We start from the raw sequence: 17841 nt of genomic DNA, 5'->3' as shown, positions 1-17841 counted from the left end.
ACATCCACTATGTAGCTTAGCTAAATTTCAATAATATATGCTTAAAATTTATATTTTTATTTCGACTGAAAAAGGCTAATTTCGTATTCCAGTTTTGGTAGATAATGTGTAGAAAGCCACTAAATTAAAACCACTAAATCACACAAAATGTCAAAACCACTTCTAGGAATTATCATAGTTTTTAGCCTTTTCTGTTCTGTTGCCCATGCACAAAAATTAGGGGATGAATCTTTTGGTATTTCTTCATTCTATGCTCAGTATTTCTATAATAAACCTACCTCGACGGGGGAAATACTTCAACGAAATCAGTACACTGCTGCCCACATGACATTGCCCTTTGGTACAATGCTGGAAGTAACAAATCTTGCTAATAAACGTTTTGTAATTGTAAGAGTAAACGACCGCGGTCCGTTTAAGCCCGGAAGGATTATTGATCTAACCGAAAATCCAGCAAAATGGCTAAAAATGACCAATAAAGGACTTACAAAAGTAAGGCTAAAAGTGGTTGGCTTTGATGGAGATATTATGCTAGAGCCTTTCGACTCGCTGAGATTGACTGCTCCTCCTCATTTTGAGCCTAAGTTTTATCAGAAAACGAAGTTAAAATATCATCGTTATTATCGCCTCAAAAAAAATTGGCAAAAAAGAAAATATCCAAACCTCAAACATAGACGTTTAAAGGTAAATTCTTATTTAAGGAAGCTCTCTAAGCAAAAAATAAAAGCACAGAAAGCAGCGAAAGCGACTCCTAAAAAGAAAACTAAATAATGTTAGTTCACTCAACAAAGTTTTAAAATAATTTATGGATTTAGCACAAATACGCCAATATGGAAATATAGAATTTTTAGCCAAACAAATGGTAGAAGGTTTTATTACGGGTCTTCATAAATCACCATTTCACGGTTTTTCTGTTGAATTTGCAGAGCATCGTTTGTATAATAATGGCGAAAGTACTAGGCATATAGATTGGAAGGTATTTGCAAAAACGGATAGACTTTACACCAAAAGATATGAAGAAGAAACGAATTTGCATTGTCATTTAATCATTGACACTTCTTCTTCGATGTATTATCCAGAGAAAAACAATGGCAAAATTGTATTCTCTACGATGGCGGCAGCAGCTTTGGCATATATGCTTCAAAAACAAAAAGATGCTATTAGCTTAATTACTTTCTCCTCAGGTATCGAGATTCAAACGCCTGTCAAATCAACCCCTTCACATATCCATAAAATCTTTTTGGATTTAGAAAATTTACTTCAAAAACCCAAAGAGCATAAAAAAACGGAAGTGGCGTCGGTAATTCACCAGATAGCTGAAAACATTCATAAGCGTTCATTAGTAATTATTTTCAGCGATATGTTTGATGATATTGACAATTCAGAAAAGATTTTTTCTTCTTTACAACACCTGAAACATAACCTTCATGAAGTATTGATATTTCATGTAACGGATAAAAAGACAGAATCTGACTTTGAATTTGATGACCGCCCCTATGAATTTATTGATTTAGAAACTAACGAAACTATCAAGTTGAATCCTGCTCAAGTAAAGGTTGATTACCAGAAAACCTTACATCAGTTTTACCAAGAATTAAAACTGCGTTGTGGACAATACAAAATTGATTTTATTGAAGCTGATATTGCTGAAGGGTTTGAACAAATACTTACGTCGTATTTAGTCAAAAGAGGAAAGATGAAGTAAGGTTATTTTACTTCATCTTTCCATCAATATTAAGGGGCTAATGGCAAGGTAAAGAAAAAGGTAGTTCCTTGGTTCTCTACAGTTTCAAACCAAATACTTCCTTTGGCATTATCTACTACCCATTTTGCTAAGGCTAAACCTACACCCGAGCCTTGGGTTTTCGTTGAATAGTCCAGCATAAATATTTTTCCACGGTGTTCTTCCCGAATTCCGATCCCATTATCTTGAATACTGAAAGTAACGGCTTCAATGCCTAACTCAACCACAATCATTACTTCAGGTATTTTAGTGGCTGGCACTGATTGAATGGCATTCATAATCAGATTTTTGATGATATTCCCCGTTAGCTGACGGTCACCAATTACTTTTACGGCTTTGTTTGGCACAATCATTCTCAGTTCCAACTGAGAATCGTCTGTGAATAAATTCACAACTTTTCTAGTCTCTTGAGCAAAATCAAATACCTCACTTTTAGGGATTGGTAATCTGGCAAAATCTGAAAAAGAAGTAGCAATATAGGAAAGGTTATCAATCTGCCCAGTTAACGATTCTATCTGGTCTTTAACTTGTGCTAAATCTAGTTCTGTTCCTCTTGAAAGCTTACGCCAAAGCAATTGTAAAGACAACTTCATTGGTGTAAGGGGGTTCTTAATTTCGTGAGCCACCTGTTTAGCCATTTGTTGCCATGCAGATTGTTTATTCGCATCAGTCAGGGCTACTTTAGATTCTTCAAGCTTTACCAACATTTCATTATAGGCTTTCACTAATACACCTATTTCATCATCTGAACGCCATGAAAGTGGTTCGCTAGGCTTGCTTAAATCGACTTTCCTTAATTTATTGGTAATCATCTGCAACGGAACAATCAATACATTAGATGCTAAGTATGAAAACCATAGTAAAATTAAGAAAATGGTAGTGAACGTATTCAGCATTGAGCCAATTACTGAACTTACCTCTTTGGTAAAGTATGTTTTTGAATCGTAAAATGGTATACAAACAATCCCGAGTAATTTACCCTCATTGGATTTTAGCTTTAAGTAGGAAGTCTTGAAAGATAAATCGCCGATGGTTTCATCCAACATCACTTTAGCGTCCTTTTCTTCCATTAGCTTGATATAAGCTATTGGGTTGATATAATTAGAAAGGAAGCCATTTTCGAAGCTGAATGGTTTGTTATTAGCCAACAAATGACCTTTGGTATCAAAAACACTTATGTATTTTTTGGTGCTTGTAGAAATACTATTAATCGTATCAGACAAAAACTGTTTACTCATTTTGCCTTGAACGAATCTATCAACTGCGGGCATTAAATTAATGCTTATGCTCTCTGTTTGATTTAGGTAGCCGTCTTGCTGACTTTCCGAGAACTTGGCGCTGATGATGGTCAGGGTAATACTTACTACCAAAATCAAAGGTAACAAAAACGCGATATTGAGGTATATTTGAATCTTACTAGCAATGTTGATATTCATCATCGAAAAGCCGTAGTGTAAGGCATAACACAAGATGACGATAATGATGGTAAAAACTAATATCAAAAACAAGAATGAGAAATTGGCATAGATTGAAGCAATACTTTGTGATTCTGAAGAAACAATGATGGCTTTACCTTTGTTGTTAACAAACCCAATATGTCTATAACCATTTTCTTCTACTCCCTCCTGAAAGACCTCTCCCCCTTTTAGCACATCGCTAGATAGTTTTCTTTCATAATTAAAACCTTCCCCACCTGTTTTTATAATTTTCCCGTTTTCATATACCGCAAAACTATAGGCATTGGCTTTTAGCTTCGTCCCCGTAAAAATTGGAGATTCACTATTAATGTCGTTAGAAAGCTGTGTTTTTCGCTTTAAATCTAAAATAATATACCCCGCAGAAGTATTTTCTTTATTCAAAAGCGGGATAAAATCGAAATACTGTTTGTTGGAATAAGCCTCTAAGTCGTTTACAAAATATATTTCTTCATTTTTTGTGCTATATTTTGGCAACCTAAACATCTTCTCGAAAGTATGATAATTATCTATTTCATCATTATTATCCAATGACTTACCAGTACTATCAAAAACAAAAACTTGCACATCGTAATAAGAAAAATAATTATCCAACAAATTATGTTTTACATAATTCCCTACTTGTTCTTTCGGTAGAAAATCGGATTTCATCAAATCAAGTATTGCCGAATCTCGGCTAATTGAAAGGCTTGCTTTGTTTAAAAGAAACTCCGCTTTTTCATCATTCTCATCGAAATAGCGTTTAGCAAACTGTTTTTTATGATTAAAATCTTCTTGAATATTTTCTTGATAAACCACATAGTTGCCTATGCCTGCACAAACCAATGCCCCACCAAAGAAGTAAATGGAGGTTTGGTAACGGAAAGTATATAAATAGCGTGGAAATGACGTATAAAAAAGAACAACCAAATAAATACTGTAAAGTCCAAAAACAAAAAAACTAAAATTTGAGAAAATCAAAACAAGAAGACTAGTAAACAACAAAGCAATCAATAAGGAAATATACATCCATTTATCGTTGCGTCTATTTAGTTTAATAATCAAGATAATTAGGAAATGACTACTTAAAAAGTAAATCAGTGCAATCAATACATAGGCTAATAATGAAAACAATACCAACGGTTTTTCCCAAATATCGATGTTTAAAGCCAAACTAAGCTCATTATTAGATTTTTCATATATATCACCAAGAAGACCATATATAAACTGAGTAAGGCCAAAACTACCTATCAATAATACTACAGTGCTAATTTTCTTAATAAGGTTTGGCAAATTCATCAACCATAAATAAGCCCTCATTTTGTAATAATAATTCACTAAGTAAATTAATAAGAACACAAAAATCAGTAAGTTGATAATTAAGTCGCCCAACGATGGAGATAAAATAGATGAACTAAAATATTTAGGATTAAAAAGGTCTGATTGGTAAAGTGAAAAAGGTATTGAATAAAAAAGTGAGATACTTCTTAATACAATCACGAACCCTAATAATATAACAAAAGCTAGGCCATGTCGATGGCTATTGTTTAAATACCAAAGCCAAGTAAATAAGTAAATAATTGTAAAAAATACACTCAGTAAACCACTAACAATTACCGAAGTTGAAATGATATAAATCTGAAAGTTGTCGCCTTGTTCTGTCGCAATGGAAAATAAGAATTGCCTAGATGCGGTATAAATATTAAGGTGATTGTTGGAAGAAGGTGTAATAGATATATCTTGAGCATCCGTCCTGAAAATTTTGGTATTATATTGTTCACGCAGTCCATTAACCCTATATTCATTTGAATAATACAAATTCAACACAGAGAAAACCTCAATATTATTTTTCCCAACTGTTATTACTCTGCGATTTACTATTGATTTACCTGTTTCTAATAATAGTCCTTTTGTGGTATAATTCCCTTTGATTAATGAATAATCAGGAACAAACTGATTATCGGACCAAAAAATCAATTTGCCATTATTGAAAATAAAGTATGGGTATTCAGTTTTAGTAAACAGTGACCCAAATCTAATTTCTTTTAGATTATTGATGATACTGCTTACTTTATCTAAATCAAGGTTTGATTTTTGGATTTCTTTGACAACTTTATGTTGAATATCAGATAAATATTTTTCTTCAAATGTATTGCCTTTGTCGTTTTCGATTATAACATACAATAAAGATGTTAATCCAAAACACAAAAAAGCGAAACTCAGAAAGAGATTTCTTTTAAGGAAAAGAGAGATAAAAATTTTAGTAAATGTATGATTCATAACACTTTACTTGTGAAGAGCCCACTATTATACTAAACATTATGAAAAATGCTTTGGCATAACAACTAAGACTGACATGGATAATTTTATATTATTGAAAAAGAGGATTCATTCGTTCTACCAAAAATACTGTATTTTTTCAAAATAACTTAATCTAGACTAAACAAAAAGAAGAGCCTTATTTTGTAAAAAGACTCTTCTTCAAAAATACATTAATATCGCTAAAATTTAATTTAAAAAATTGCTGCTGCAATCTTTTTTGTACTTTCAGATTTACTCATGGTATAAAAATGTAAGATTGGTGCATCAAAAGCTATCAATTCTTTACATTGCTGAATACACCATTCTATTCCTACCTGTTTTACGTCTTTATCTGTTTGGCATTGTCCTACTGCTTTTACCAAATCTTCGGGCATATCTAAATGGAAGATTCTTGGCAAAACTGTCAATTGTTTTTTTGTTGCCAAAGGCTTTAAACCCGGAATAATTGGCACATTAATTCCTTCTGCACGACATTTCTTTACGAAATCAAAATATTTTTGATTATCAAAAAACATCTGTGTAACGATATAATCTGCCCCTAATTCCACTTTCTTTTTCAAGTAAGCAAAATCGGTATTAAGGTTAGGTGCTTCAAAATGTTTTTCAGGATAACCTGCCACACCGATACAGAAATTGGTTGGCGAAGCTTGAGTTTCTTCGTGCAAGAGCTCACCTTTGTTCATTCTTACTACTTGTTGCAGTAAGTCGCTTGCATAGGCATGCCCTCCTTTTTCGGGTGTAAAAGCGGGATTGCCCTTCACAGGGTCGCCACGAAGCACCAATACATTATCAATTCCTAAATAATGTAAATCAAATAAAAAGTCTTCTGTTTCTTCTTTGGTAAAACCTCCGCAAATCACATGAGGAACGGCATCAACATTAAAACGGTTCATCAAGCTAGCACAAATACCGACAGTACCTGGACGTTTGCGAATAGGAATTCTATCTATCTGACCGTTCACAATTTTCTCTAAAAATTCTTCACGATGATACGTTACCTCAATAAAAGGCGGTTTAAATTCCATCAAAGGCTCGATATTACTCATTAACGATTGTATACTTTCCCCTTTTACTGGCGGAATAATCTCAATTGAAAATAGCGTTTTGCCTTTGGCTTGCTCGATGTATTGGGTAATTTTGGTCATAATTAATATATATAAATCTCCGACTTTCAGGTGAATATCTTCATCAAACAGCCGTACATAGCATTAGTTTATATTTTGTACAAAGGTAGACAAAACTTATAGAGTCAAAAACTCCTTTACTAACATTTCCCACTCCTGAGCCAGCGAACCCACAAAAACTGTTGATTTAGCACGCGTATACCAATATTTGGCATTCCAATTATCACCTTCTTTTCTGTGTAAGTAGGCATGTAATTGATCATACTTTTTTGAACCTTCATTGCTTTGGGCTATTTCATGGGCTTTCACCCAATCTTCATTTGCATCATACCAAAGTGCAATTAACAATTCATGAACCGAGGTCGGTGGAGTTGGATGAGTTAGCGTTGCCTTAAATTCAGGGTAAGTCATCGAAGTTATCATTTAAATGAACCATAAAGTTACATACTATGTAGTAGCAAATAAAAATGCTAGTAGGCTATTTGTTCACTAAATGACTTATTTATTGTAGAAAATCCTCCATACTAGACAAAATGTCTTGTCAAACATACAAAACAAGCCATTTTGTCTTACCAAATGAGCTGGTATAAGATTTGAAAGGTTATAATAAACATATTTAACAAATATGTTTTTAACCTTTAAAGCGTAATAAGATGAACAACTATAAAATAGAGATTCCGAAAAATATACTAGCAGATATTGATTTTAGCAATACACTTAACGGTGGCAGAGTTGAGCCAAATATTGACGTAAATCTAACAGAAGAAGCTTTTGAAGTATTTGTAAAAGTAGCGGGTTTGAGTGCAGACCATTTACAAATGGACGTAGAAAACAACATTTTGTGGCTATATGCTTTGCAACCAGTGTTGAAAAAAGCAGAGGAAGGAGAAGCACATAATTTTGTTCCACAAACTATTGGCCATATTATGTTACCCAATTTTATTGATTTAGATAACATAGTTGCGAGATACTATAATAATCAGTGGAAAATAGTAATGCCTATTGATGGGCACCGAAAAGGCTTCAAGAAAAGAATAGAAGTAGAAATTTAAGGAAACAAACTAGCTATATATATGAGCCCTACGAAGTACGCTTCCGTAGGGCTTTTTTTGTATGCTTTCAGCTAACTAAAATGTATATCTGAATGACAAAGCGATTTCATCTGCCCAGAAACTACTATAATTAACGATATTGATAGCAGGTTTCCAGTCTAAACTGATTGCTAAAGGAATTGTTCTTGCATAAGCTTCTAAGCCAAGGATACCATCTAAACCTAATACGGTAGTTTGATTTCTATCTAAAAATCCTGGACGTTTATCACCCCAAACATACACGTGACCACCGCCCCCAATGAACCAATTAAAGTCTCTAGAATTAAAGGCTCTGCCATGTACTTCATAAAGACCTGTTAAACCAAAACCTTCATAACGGAATGAGCCAATTACTTCTACCGCACTTTTTTCGTTTACAAAAGTTTTAAATGTAATACCATTGGTATTACCTAAACGAATACCTAACGCTGATTTGTATTGCCCTTGAGCTTTTACAGAAGTGCTTACACCCAATAAAACGAGTATAAAAGCACTGAATAATAGTTTTTTCATGCGATTGTTGTTAATATTTTAATCAAATCTCTTTTTTAAATTATCGTACCAAAGATTATCATCAAAATATGTAGAAAAAATACCCCACTATCCTAACTAGACGACATCTTGCAACATAATATGTTAGAATTGAGTAAAAATTAATCCCTACAATACTCTATAAGTAAAAATCAAAAAATACTTATCTTTTCAGAAATTATCATTAGTCATCCTAAATCTTCTCTCCATGAAAATCATTACTAAGTTTTTGCTAGTACTGCTTGTACTTTTTCAATCTTTTGCTTTTGCTACTAACATATCCAAACCCATAGCACCCAAAGAATTTTATTTATTGGTAGGTACTTATACATCAGGAAAAAGCGAAGGAATTTACGTCTATAAATTCAACAGTGAAACTGGAAATTATCAGGCAATCAGCATTGCGAAAGGGTTGAAGAATCCTGCTTTTTTAGCTGTCTCACCCAACCAAAAATATGTGTATTCTGTTGGTGAATTTAACAATGGTGGTGCGGTGTATGCCTTTGAGTTTGATAAAACAAAAGGTGTATTAAATCAATTGAGTACTCAGTCAGCAAATGGCTCAGGCCCTTGTCATGTTTCTGTTGATAAGACAGGTAAATGGGTAATTGTGGGGAATTATGGGGCTGGTAGCCTAAGTGTTTTACCTGTAGAAAGTAATGGCGGCGTAGGCACTGCCATTCAGACGATACAACATGAAGGCAAAGGAGTGAATGAAACAAGACAAGAAAAACCTCATGTGCATTCTATTAACATTGCTCCTAATAACGTTGATATATTTGTACCAGATTTAGGAATTGATAAAATTGTTACTTACCAACTGGATAACACCACTGGAAAATTGACTGCGGGCAATCCTCCTTTTACAAAAGTACAAGATGGAACTGGACCAAGACATTTTACTTTTCATCCCAACAAAAAATTTGCGTATGTGATACAAGAATTAAGCGGAGAGATAACAGGCTTTCATTATCAAAAGGGAGGACTTAAGGCTTTCCAAACTATTTCAACCTTACCCGCAGAATATACGGGTGGAAAATCCTGTGCAGATATTCATATTTCGCCTGATGGAAAGTTTCTATACGGCTCTAATAGAATTCATGATAGCATTGCTATTTATGCGATAGACCCTAAAACTGGCAAACTTACTTATATCACTAATCAAGGCGTATTAGGCAAAAAACCTAGAAATTTTATCATCGACCCTACGGGCAAATTTGTTTTGATTGCCAATCAGGATAGTGATAATATTACTATTTTTGAACGCGACCCTATTAAAGGAACGCTAACATCAACAGGAAAAGAGATTTCGGTACCCAATCCAGTTTGTTTAAAAATGATGAATGTTGATTAAAAGGTATTGATAATAAATCAAAAAAACGCTCTTTAACATATTGGTTAAAGAGCGTTTTCATTTATAAGTATCTGCTTAACTACGATTTTCTTAAAATAGCAAAAAATTCAATCGTAAAACCTGCCAATACAACGATTGGGCCTAGTGTTAAACCTAAAAATCCAAAGCCGAATTCTTCTTTATCTTGGCTCATGATAAAAAATCCGATAAGGATAATAGCTATTCCTAGCAACATCGTTAAGTAGTTTGTTTTTCCAAAAGGGAGTTTATCTTTATTAGTCATTTTATATTTTAATTTTGAATTTCAAATGAAAGTTGATTTTTTATTGATGCTTAATATAGCTCGTCTAATGATAATCGTAAATATCTTTCAACAGATTGGAATGTGCTTAGGATACCCATCAAAGTTCCAATAATCAAGATACCCAAAAGTAAATAAATCATTTTGTCCATTTCCTGTAATAGCACCAAGCCTTCTACCTTACGAACAGCTAGTTGTTGAAGTAAAATAAGCAATGAGCTTGCTACCAAACCACTAGTCAACCCTTGCAAGGCTCCTTTTATGATAAATGGTTTACGAATAAAACCATTGGTTGCTCCTACTAACTGCATACTTCTGATTAAAAATCGCTGAGAATACAATGATAGTTTAATGGTATTGTTTACTAAAATGATGATAATCAACAGTAACAACAATACAAAAACAGAGAGTACTAAATAAATCTTTGAAATATTTTTATTTACCTCCTCCACAAAATTTTCAACATACGCTACTTCATGAACGCCAGGAATTACTTCTAGTGCTGTTTTAATTTCTTTTAATTTGACATCATTAAAATACTCTTGCTTAATTTTCACAGCATATAGGTTATGAAGAGGATTATTATCACCCAAAAGTTTACGATAATCTTCTCCAGATTCCTCAATAAATTGTTTGGCGGCTACTTCTTTAGAAATAAAATTGATTTGAGGAGAATTGTCTTTTAAAAGTACAAACTCCTTTTTGGTCAACAATTTGTAAATTGAATCAAGTTTGCTGGTAGTTAAATCGTCATCTAGATATACTTGTAGCTCAACGTTTTGCTTAACTAATTCGGCCAATTTACGAGCATTCAGCGTTAACAAACCGCACATTCCGATTAAGAAAAGTGCTATGGTTAAGCTAATAACGACCATTACATTCGGCGTACTTCCTAATTTTTTTATTTTAGCCATATCATCTTGAGGCAAAGATTACAAACAAATTTACGATTTTTATATCGCAATGAAAGCCAATTAACGCTTTTTAACAAAAAGCCATCTGAGGTTTTCAGATGGCTTTTTTTAGAATCCTTTGTTTAATTTCTTTTATCTAGTTCGTCACGAATTTTCGCAGCTTTCTCATACTCTTCGTTAGCAAGGGCTTCTTGCAACATTTTGTTAAGCTGTTCCACTGGATTTTCTTTCAAAATCTCACCAAAAGTCTTTTTAGGCTTAATTTCTGGTTCAATATCATCAATTAAAGGGTCTTTCGACGACTCGTTGGTTGAAATACCTGCTTCAGATAATACATTTTCGAAGGTATAAATCGGCACATTGAAACGTAAAGCAATAGCGATGGCATCCGACGGGCGGGCATCAATATAAGTATCTTTAATACCGTCAGTACAATGAATTCTAGCGAAAAAGACACCTTCTTTGATGTCCGTTATTGAAATTTCACTCACAGAATAATGAAAAGTACGAGCAAACGCTTTAAATAAATCATGAGTCATCGGGCGATTAGGCTCGATTTTCTCAATTTCAATGGCAATTGCTTGGGCCTCAAACATGCCAATGATGATAGGTAACCTTCTGGGACCAAACTCTTCTCCTAATATCAATGCGAACGAACCCGTTTGAGATGAACTAGGAGACAATCCTAATATTTCTAATTTTATTTTTTCCACTTTACAAATATATGCTTTTAATAATTGGGGTTTTCATTAGCAAGTAACAAAGATATAAACCCCGATAAATTTAAAAAAGTTTTCTGGATATTCATTCAAAATAAAAGACCTGTGACATTTAAATTTCACAGGTCTTTGAAATAATCTTTGTAAAGTTACTTATTTGATGCTAAAACAGCTTTAGTCAGTCTCGGTAAAATATCAAAAACATCACCAACGATCCCATAATCTGCCGCTTTGAAGAAAGGAGCTTCTGGGTCTTTATTAATCACCACAATTACTTTTGATGAATTGACTCCCGCTAAATGTTGGATTGCTCCTGATATACCAGCAGCAATGTACAAATTAGGAGAAACCTTGATGCCCGTCTGTCCAACGTGCTCATGGTGAGGTCTCCAATCTAAATCAGAAACAGGTTTTGAACAAGCCGTAGCTGCCCCTAAAGCATTCGCTAAGTCCTCGACAATGCCCCAGTTTTCAGGGCCTTTCAATCCGCGTCCAGCCGATACTACTAAGTCGGCCTCTGGTAAAGAAATAGTGCTTGATGCTTTATGCGTTTCAATTAATTTCACACCAAAATCGCTATCATTTAACGCAGGTGCAAACAGTTCTACAGTAGCCAAAGCATCCGTTTCCACAGGACTCACCGCATTTTTCTTAATCGCTATGATTTTTTTATCACTTTTCAGGGACACACTAGCAAAAGCCTTACCTGTATAAATGCTCCTAGTTACCACAAAACCATTGGTTAAATTTGGCAACGCCGTTACATTAGAAACGATTGAAGCCTTTAATTTGCCTGCTACCCTAGCAGCAACAGCATCTCCCAACGATGATTTTGCCAGCACAACAATATCAGCACCATCGGTATTAACAGCTTCAGTCAATACAGAGGCATAAGCTTGAATATTTGAAACGGCTAAACGAGCATCATTAGCATGAAGTACTTTGGTTGCACCAAAATTACCAGCCTTCGCTAGTTCACTTTCAGAAGCTTCGCCAATGGCTAATACCGTAGCAGAAGTACCTTGCAACTTAGCAAGTTCTGAGCCATAAAAAACGGCTTCGAGCGAAGATTTTTTTATCGCTCCATTATCTAATTCTGTGAATATTAAAACAGACATTTTATTTCAGATTTTAATGTAAGTAAATTAGAGTCGTGAATTGTGAGTGAAGAGTTGTGAATCAAAATTTTGATATACAACACTTTAACTCGCACCGCAACTTTTTTTATGCTACATAGATTAATTGAACCTAAGGGATTTGCAATTATTCCTTTAATCACTTACAGAACCTTTGCTTCAGTTTTTAATAGTGTGATTAATTCCTCAGCATTTTCAGCTGGAATCATTTTGCAAGCTCCTTTTGGTGCAGGTAATTGATATTTATCTGTACTTGTTAAACCTTCACCTACGGGCTCTACTACTTTCAAAGGCTTTGTTCTTGCCGTCATGATACCTCGCATGTTCGGAATCTTCCATTCTGCAATAGGCTCCTGACAGCCCAATACTAAGGGCAAGCTAGCTTCTAAATCTTCTTTCCCTCCTTCTATTTCACGCGTAATTTTTGCTGTAGTACCTTCAATATCCAGTTTCATGACAGGTGACAAAGAGGGAATTCCTAACATTTCTGCTACTAATCCATGCACTACACCACTATTGAAATCAATAGATTCACGTCCCATCAAAATTAAATCGTATTTTTCCTGAGCAGCAATACTAGCAATTTGGCTTGCTACAAAATAAGAATCTGTTGCCTCGCTGTTCACACGAATGGCATCATCGGCACCAATTGCCAAGCATTTACGGATTACAGGCTCAGCATCTGCTTCACCCACATTCAGCACTGTTACAGTGCCTCCATGCTGTTCTTTTAATTCTACTGCACGCGAAAGTGCATAATCGTCATAGGGTCCAGTAATATAGGTTACGCCCGCTTTATTGAATTTTGTATCTCCGTCCGTGAACGAAATTTTCGCTGTGGTGTCGGGTACACTTGTTACACAAACTAAAATTTTCATTGTATATCGTTTATTTTGTTAATCTTTTGAGTTTTGTTTCAAGAATTACATGATAAATTTAACTTTTAAAGGTTTAATTTGTAGTATTCCTTATTTCATCACAATAATAACGAAAAGTTTTAATAATAGTATGCAAGCATACTATTATTTATAAATATTTTATCAAATGTCATTTAACAGATTAGCTTTACTAAAACAGTTTCTGGAAGAAGAACCCGAAAACCCTTTTAATCACTATGCATTGGCAACTGAATTGTTGAAATCAGATGCCACAGAAGCAGGTAATATTTATTTGTTTCTCTTGAAAAATCATCCGGACTATCTGCCGACTTATTATCATGCAGGGGCTTTATTTTCGGAATTTGGAGAAACGAATTTAGCGGAAAAGATTTATACTGATGGCATCGCCTTAGCCCAAAAAGTAGGTAATGAAAAAGCCTTGAAAGAATTGAAAGGGGCTTATCAGTTATTTTTAGATGAATTAGAGATGTAATGGACGTTATCTGAAAATGAAAATATCATCTTTTCTATTAGCGGTGATTTAAGTCCGACTGATTACCCACATATCCATAAACACCTGATAATCATATTCTTATCACTAGCGAGGGACTTAAGTCCCTCGCTAGTGATAAGAAATTCACGTAGCCAAGCTATGACAAGAGGCGACCAAAGCTCGGTTTGAAGGATGATTTAAGCCCATTTCAATCTATTTTATCAATAATCAGCTCTTCATTTCAACTTTGTAAAAGATGTGGGTAATTGATAGGATTTAAGTCACCCGCTAATAGAAAAGGTTGGAAATATTCCACTCATGACATGATTTTTAAACCGAATCCGTGGTCTGTGACACACAAAACATGCGTTGTGTTCTGTGTGCCACAGAGCACGGATTTAGTTTTAGGATTCTTTGATTAACACACTGATTATCTTAGTCATCAATGGTTCTGATTTACTGGCAGCAGCAATAATTTTTTCCAAACTTGCTTTTTGTAAGGTTTCAGGAATCCCCATATCGGTAATGATAGACATCCCAAAACATTTTATTCCCATCTGATGTGCCACGATAATTTCAGGAACAGTAGACATTCCTACGGCATCCGCACCTAACATTCTCAATAATTTATATTCTGCACGGGTTTCTAGTTGTGGCCCAGAAGCCATCACATAAACTCCCTTTTGAACGGGTATGTTCAATGATTGTGCGATAGCTTCGGCTTTACTGATTAAAGATAAATCATATGGGTCGCACATATCAGGGAAACGGTCGCCAAAGGTTGAAATATGTTTGCCTGTCAAAGGATTTTCAGGCATAAACAAACTGATGTGGTCTTGGATAATCATCAAGTCGCCCACTTTGAAGGCTGGATTCATTCCTCCCGAAGCATTTGAAACGATTAGCTGACGTACACCCAATTGCTGCATTACTCTCACAGGCAAAGTAACTTCCTTCATAGAATAGCCCTCATAAAAATGAAAGCGTCCTTGCATACAAATTACATGTTTCGTGCCTATTTTACCAAAAATCAGTTTGCCTTGATGAAACTCAACCGTTGACACAGGGAAATGTGGAATGTCTGCATAGTTAATACTCTTTATGATGTCTATCTCGTTCACCAAAGCACCCAAACCTGTGCCAAGAATAATACCAAAATCAGGATTAAAATCAGGTACTTGTTGCTGAATAAATTCAGCGGTTTTTACTATTTGTTGATAATACATATCGGTATAAATTAGCTGATTTTGAAATAACTATTTATTCTTTTAGAATCGAACATCCTACATATTTTTGCCTGCCACAAAGCCCGTCGTCCAAGCAGCTTGAAAATTAAAGCCTCCTGTTACGGCATCAATATCCAAGACTTCCCCAGCAAAGAATAGGTTTTTAATGTACTTGCTTTCCATCGTCTGCGGATTAACCTCTGCCAAATTTATTCCTCCACAAGTAACAAATTCTTCTTTGAAAGTCGTTTTTCCTTTCACCTTCTGTGGGCAATTCAGCAAATATTCAATTAATTTATTGGTTGATTTATTAGAAATATCTATCCAGCGAAGTGTTTCATCAATATCGGAAAGTTCACAAAGCTTTTTCCAAAGCCGTGAGGGTATTGAAAACTGTGGATTCGACTGGATGATTTTCTTCGGACTTACCTTTTTTTGTAATAAAAAGTTTTCTCTCATTTGGTTTTCTGAAAACTCAGGATTCCAATTAATCAGTGCTGTAAAATCATAATTTGCTTCGGCTAATTCTCTAGCCCCCCATGCCGAAAGTTTTAAAATGGCTGGCCCTGAAAACCCCCAATGGGTAATCAATAAAGCACCTTCTTGTTGCATCTTTTTTCCGGCAATTCTTACAGATGCGTTCTGCACACTCACCCCGGAAAGTTCAGTAAAAAGAGAATCTGGGACATTGAAAGTAAATAAAGAAGGGACAGGTTCGATAATTTGATGTCCTAAATCAGCTAGCCATTGATAGGCAGTTTTTTGGGGATTTCCACCCGTAGTTATCAATAGTGCATCGCAAGGCAATGTTTCGCTACTAAGCAATTCAACGCCTGTTACTGTTTTTTCATTTGTTAATATAGCTTTAACGCCTGTAGAGGTAATGACTTTTACACCTACCTTTTTAGCTTTTTCTTCCAAGCAACTAGCAATTGTTTCAGAACTATCAGTATCGGGAAACATCCTGCCATCTGGCTCCGTCTTTAATCTAACTCCTTGTTTTTCAAACCACTCAACAGTATTTTTAGCATTAAACTGAGTAAACAAATTTTTCAGAAAGCTCCCTCCTCTTGGGTAAAACTTAGCGAGCTGTTTATTATCAAAACAAGCGTGTGTAACATTACAACGCCCACCACCAGATATACGAACTTTATTTAAAACAGTCCTATTTTTTTCTAAAAGTGTTATTTTCGCATCAGGATTACTTTCAGCGGCCGAGATTGCACCGAAATAACCAGCGGCACCAGCCCCAATCACTATTATATTTTTTTTTGACATTGATTCTTATCGAAGCCACCTTTATGTACTTCCTTGAAAAACAAAATTACTAAAAATGTAATGGTAAATTTCATTTGAGCGTTTTCAAAAATCTATTAATAATCTAAAACGGTGCTTAAGAATACCTAAAACCATGGGCAAAATCAAATTTCTTTTTTTCCTACTCCTGCTTGGCATTGTTCTGTATTACCTAGGAAAGCCTGCACCTCTAAAGTCGCTACAAAAAGATTTTGAGAAAATAACTACTCAAAAAAAATCATCCGAAAAAGAAAAATCCAAACAGGAGGATAATGAGGAGGAGACAGACAAAGAGTCGGGTGGTATTACTGATAATTTATCTAAAAAAATAGAAGATAAAATAGAAAGTTCAGTCCTAGAAACCATTAAAGAAAAGCTTTTTGGCGATAATAAGGGTAAGCCCAAAAATAGCGACGGCGGTAGTTTAGATGATTATATTCCTTCTTCAAAATTCAATCAAGAGATTGTTCGTCATACAGCCTTTATTTTAAATTATCGTGAAGAATATGAGCAAGCTTCTTGGGTTTTACATCGTTTGATTAAAGAAGCTGTGGATGGCAACGCAACACGCTCTAATGAATTTATTGAAGACCCTCTCGTTGAAACAGGTTCGGCTCATACGCGTGATTATTCACGTTCTGGCTACGACCGTGGCCACTTATGCCCTGCAGCAGATTTTAAATATGATAAGGCATTAGAAGACGAAACCTTCTATATGTCGAACATGTCCCCACAAACCCCCGATTTTAATCGAGGAATTTGGAGTAATTTAGAAAGCAAAATTCGTCAGTGGGTTATTCGTAGAAATGAATTGATTATCATCACAGGGCCAATATTGAAAAAAGGGCTCAAAACAATTGGAAAAATTAATTTAGTGGCTGTTCCGACACATTTTTATAAAATAGTTTACGACCCTTACAACGAAAAAGCCATAGCATTTGTCTTACCAAATGAGGGTTCTGTAAAATCTATCAAATCGTTTTCTGTTAGTATTGATTCCATTGAAGTATTAACTGGTATTGATTTTTTTGAGAAACTGCCCGATAGTTTAGAGCAAAAAATTGAAACAAAAAATAGACCCGAAGATTGGTTTTAAGTTATTTTATTGACCATCTTAAATATATTTGAGTCTGTTTAATGATAATGTCGTAACTTTATTTTCGAAAATATTATCTTTTTGAATAGCATTAAAATGTTATTTGTGATAAAATATTAGAAAAATTAAGTTTATTCCACAAAAAACACACTTATTCTTACTTTT

General features: G+C 34.6%; 17 protein-coding genes. 6 read left to right on the top strand and 11 right to left on the bottom strand.

Annotation, left to right across the window (positions count from 1 at the left end):
* The first annotated feature begins 147 nt into the window (after positions 1–147).
* Positions 148–768 (top strand): septal ring lytic transglycosylase RlpA family protein, encoded by a 621-nt coding sequence (locus AC07XN_RS10755; RefSeq protein WP_309918983.1) that lies wholly within the window; start codon positions 148–150, stop codon positions 766–768.
* A gap of 34 nt (positions 769–802) precedes the next feature.
* Positions 803–1702: a DUF58 domain-containing protein gene (locus tag AC07XN_RS10750; protein WP_494743061.1), complete on the top strand. Its 900-nt coding sequence runs from the start codon at positions 803–805 to the stop codon at positions 1700–1702.
* Between the two features lie 29 nt (positions 1703–1731).
* Here AC07XN_RS10750 and AC07XN_RS10745 read toward each other — a convergent pair whose 3' ends face one another.
* From AC07XN_RS10745 to AC07XN_RS10735, 3 genes are all read right to left on the bottom strand, one after another.
* Positions 1732–5475, bottom strand: coding sequence for an ATP-binding protein (locus tag AC07XN_RS10745; protein ID WP_494743060.1), 3744 nt, complete (start codon positions 5473–5475; stop codon positions 1732–1734).
* 233 nt (positions 5476–5708) lie between these two features.
* On the bottom strand, positions 5709–6662 hold the full coding sequence (gene metF, locus AC07XN_RS10740; RefSeq protein ID WP_309918974.1) for a methylenetetrahydrofolate reductase [NAD(P)H]: 954 nt from the start codon (positions 6660–6662) through the stop codon (positions 5709–5711).
* 96 nt (positions 6663–6758) lie between these two features.
* Entirely contained in the window at positions 6759–7052 is a 294-nt protein-coding gene (locus AC07XN_RS10735; protein WP_494743059.1) for a hypothetical protein, read from the bottom strand.
* 242 nt (positions 7053–7294) lie between these two features.
* Between AC07XN_RS10735 and AC07XN_RS10730 the strand changes: the two genes are divergently transcribed.
* Positions 7295–7693 carry an Hsp20/alpha crystallin family protein gene (locus AC07XN_RS10730; RefSeq protein WP_309918969.1) on the top strand — a complete coding sequence of 133 codons (399 nt, stop codon included), beginning with the start codon at positions 7295–7297 and terminating at the stop codon, positions 7691–7693.
* 75 nt (positions 7694–7768) lie between these two features.
* Here the strand turns inward: AC07XN_RS10730 and AC07XN_RS10725 are convergent, their stop codons facing one another.
* A complete protein-coding gene (locus AC07XN_RS10725; RefSeq protein WP_309918967.1) occupies positions 7769–8245 on the bottom strand; it encodes a hypothetical protein in 477 nt (158 codons plus the stop codon).
* Positions 8246–8471: 226 nt separating this feature from the next.
* Between AC07XN_RS10725 and AC07XN_RS10720 the strand changes: the two genes are divergently transcribed.
* Positions 8472–9617, top strand: a complete 1146-nt coding sequence (locus tag AC07XN_RS10720) for a lactonase family protein (RefSeq protein WP_494743058.1) — start codon at positions 8472–8474, stop codon at positions 9615–9617.
* Positions 9618–9696: 79 nt separating this feature from the next.
* On the opposite strand, the gene AC07XN_RS10715 is transcribed toward AC07XN_RS10720, so the two are convergent.
* From AC07XN_RS10715 to AC07XN_RS10695, 5 genes are all read right to left on the bottom strand, one after another.
* The gene (locus AC07XN_RS10715; RefSeq protein WP_309918962.1) at positions 9697–9900 is read right to left on the bottom strand and encodes a DUF3098 domain-containing protein; all 204 of its coding nucleotides are present in this window, start codon (positions 9898–9900) and stop codon (positions 9697–9699) included.
* Between the two features lie 50 nt (positions 9901–9950).
* On the bottom strand, positions 9951–10832 hold the full coding sequence (locus AC07XN_RS10710) for a cell division protein FtsX (RefSeq protein ID WP_309918959.1): 882 nt from the start codon (positions 10830–10832) through the stop codon (positions 9951–9953).
* Between the two features lie 122 nt (positions 10833–10954).
* Positions 10955–11545 (bottom strand): bifunctional nuclease domain-containing protein, encoded by a 591-nt coding sequence (locus AC07XN_RS10705; RefSeq protein WP_309918956.1) that lies wholly within the window; start codon positions 11543–11545, stop codon positions 10955–10957.
* A 155-nt stretch (positions 11546–11700) separates the two neighbouring features.
* Positions 11701–12669, bottom strand: coding sequence for an electron transfer flavoprotein subunit alpha/FixB family protein (locus tag AC07XN_RS10700; protein ID WP_494743057.1), 969 nt, complete (start codon positions 12667–12669; stop codon positions 11701–11703).
* Between the two features lie 161 nt (positions 12670–12830).
* Entirely contained in the window at positions 12831–13565 is a 735-nt protein-coding gene (locus tag AC07XN_RS10695; RefSeq protein ID WP_309918950.1) for an electron transfer flavoprotein subunit beta/FixA family protein, read from the bottom strand.
* Between the two features lie 166 nt (positions 13566–13731).
* Between AC07XN_RS10695 and AC07XN_RS10690 the strand changes: the two genes are divergently transcribed.
* Positions 13732–14058, top strand: coding sequence for a tetratricopeptide repeat protein (locus AC07XN_RS10690; protein ID WP_309918947.1), 327 nt, complete (start codon positions 13732–13734; stop codon positions 14056–14058).
* 404 nt (positions 14059–14462) lie between these two features.
* Here the strand turns inward: AC07XN_RS10690 and AC07XN_RS10685 are convergent, their stop codons facing one another.
* Both AC07XN_RS10685 and AC07XN_RS10680 read right to left on the bottom strand, forming a co-directional pair.
* Positions 14463–15284, bottom strand: a complete 822-nt coding sequence (locus tag AC07XN_RS10685; protein WP_494743056.1) for a purine-nucleoside phosphorylase — start codon at positions 15282–15284, stop codon at positions 14463–14465.
* Positions 15285–15341: 57 nt separating this feature from the next.
* The gene (locus AC07XN_RS10680) at positions 15342–16562 is read right to left on the bottom strand and encodes a BaiN/RdsA family NAD(P)/FAD-dependent oxidoreductase (RefSeq protein ID WP_494743055.1); all 1221 of its coding nucleotides are present in this window, start codon (positions 16560–16562) and stop codon (positions 15342–15344) included.
* 133 nt (positions 16563–16695) lie between these two features.
* Here AC07XN_RS10680 and AC07XN_RS10675 point away from each other — a divergent pair, with 133 nt between their 5' ends.
* Entirely contained in the window at positions 16696–17676 is a 981-nt protein-coding gene (locus tag AC07XN_RS10675) for a DNA/RNA non-specific endonuclease (RefSeq protein WP_494743054.1), read from the top strand.
* Positions 17677–17841 lie beyond the last annotated feature (165 nt).

The sequence above is a fragment of the Arcicella sp. GW458-12-2-14-TSB2 genome, assembly GCF_059423785.1.
Note: the sequence above shows the minus strand (reverse complement) of the source record. Positions and strands in the feature narration are given on the sequence as shown.

Bases quoted from the DNA above. Each gene is read 5' to 3' on its own strand.
- AC07XN_RS10755 (WP_309918983.1), top strand. From the start codon at position 148: ATGTCAAAACCACTTCTAGGAATTATCATAGTTTTTAGCCTTTTCTGT.
- AC07XN_RS10750 (WP_494743061.1), top strand. From the start codon at position 803: ATGGATTTAGCACAAATACGCCAATATGGAAATATAGAATTTTTAGCC.
- AC07XN_RS10745 (WP_494743060.1), bottom strand. From the start codon at position 5,475: ATGAATCATACATTTACTAAAATTTTTATCTCTCTTTTCCTTAAAAGA.
- metF (WP_309918974.1), bottom strand. From the start codon at position 6,662: ATGACCAAAATTACCCAATACATCGAGCAAGCCAAAGGCAAAACGCTA.
- AC07XN_RS10735 (WP_494743059.1), bottom strand. From the start codon at position 7,052: ATGACTTACCCTGAATTTAAGGCAACGCTAACTCATCCAACTCCACCG.
- AC07XN_RS10730 (WP_309918969.1), top strand. From the start codon at position 7,295: ATGAACAACTATAAAATAGAGATTCCGAAAAATATACTAGCAGATATT.
- AC07XN_RS10725 (WP_309918967.1), bottom strand. From the start codon at position 8,245: ATGAAAAAACTATTATTCAGTGCTTTTATACTCGTTTTATTGGGTGTA.
- AC07XN_RS10720 (WP_494743058.1), top strand. From the start codon at position 8,472: ATGAAAATCATTACTAAGTTTTTGCTAGTACTGCTTGTACTTTTTCAA.
- AC07XN_RS10715 (WP_309918962.1), bottom strand. From the start codon at position 9,900: ATGACTAATAAAGATAAACTCCCTTTTGGAAAAACAAACTACTTAACG.
- AC07XN_RS10710 (WP_309918959.1), bottom strand. From the start codon at position 10,832: ATGGCTAAAATAAAAAAATTAGGAAGTACGCCGAATGTAATGGTCGTT.
- AC07XN_RS10700 (WP_494743057.1), bottom strand. From the start codon at position 12,669: ATGTCTGTTTTAATATTCACAGAATTAGATAATGGAGCGATAAAAAAA.
- AC07XN_RS10695 (WP_309918950.1), bottom strand. From the start codon at position 13,565: ATGAAAATTTTAGTTTGTGTAACAAGTGTACCCGACACCACAGCGAAA.
- AC07XN_RS10690 (WP_309918947.1), top strand. From the start codon at position 13,732: ATGTCATTTAACAGATTAGCTTTACTAAAACAGTTTCTGGAAGAAGAA.
- AC07XN_RS10685 (WP_494743056.1), bottom strand. From the start codon at position 15,284: ATGTATTATCAACAAATAGTAAAAACCGCTGAATTTATTCAGCAACAA.
- AC07XN_RS10680 (WP_494743055.1), bottom strand. From the start codon at position 16,562: ATGTCAAAAAAAAATATAATAGTGATTGGGGCTGGTGCCGCTGGTTAT.
- AC07XN_RS10675 (WP_494743054.1), top strand. From the start codon at position 16,696: ATGGGCAAAATCAAATTTCTTTTTTTCCTACTCCTGCTTGGCATTGTT.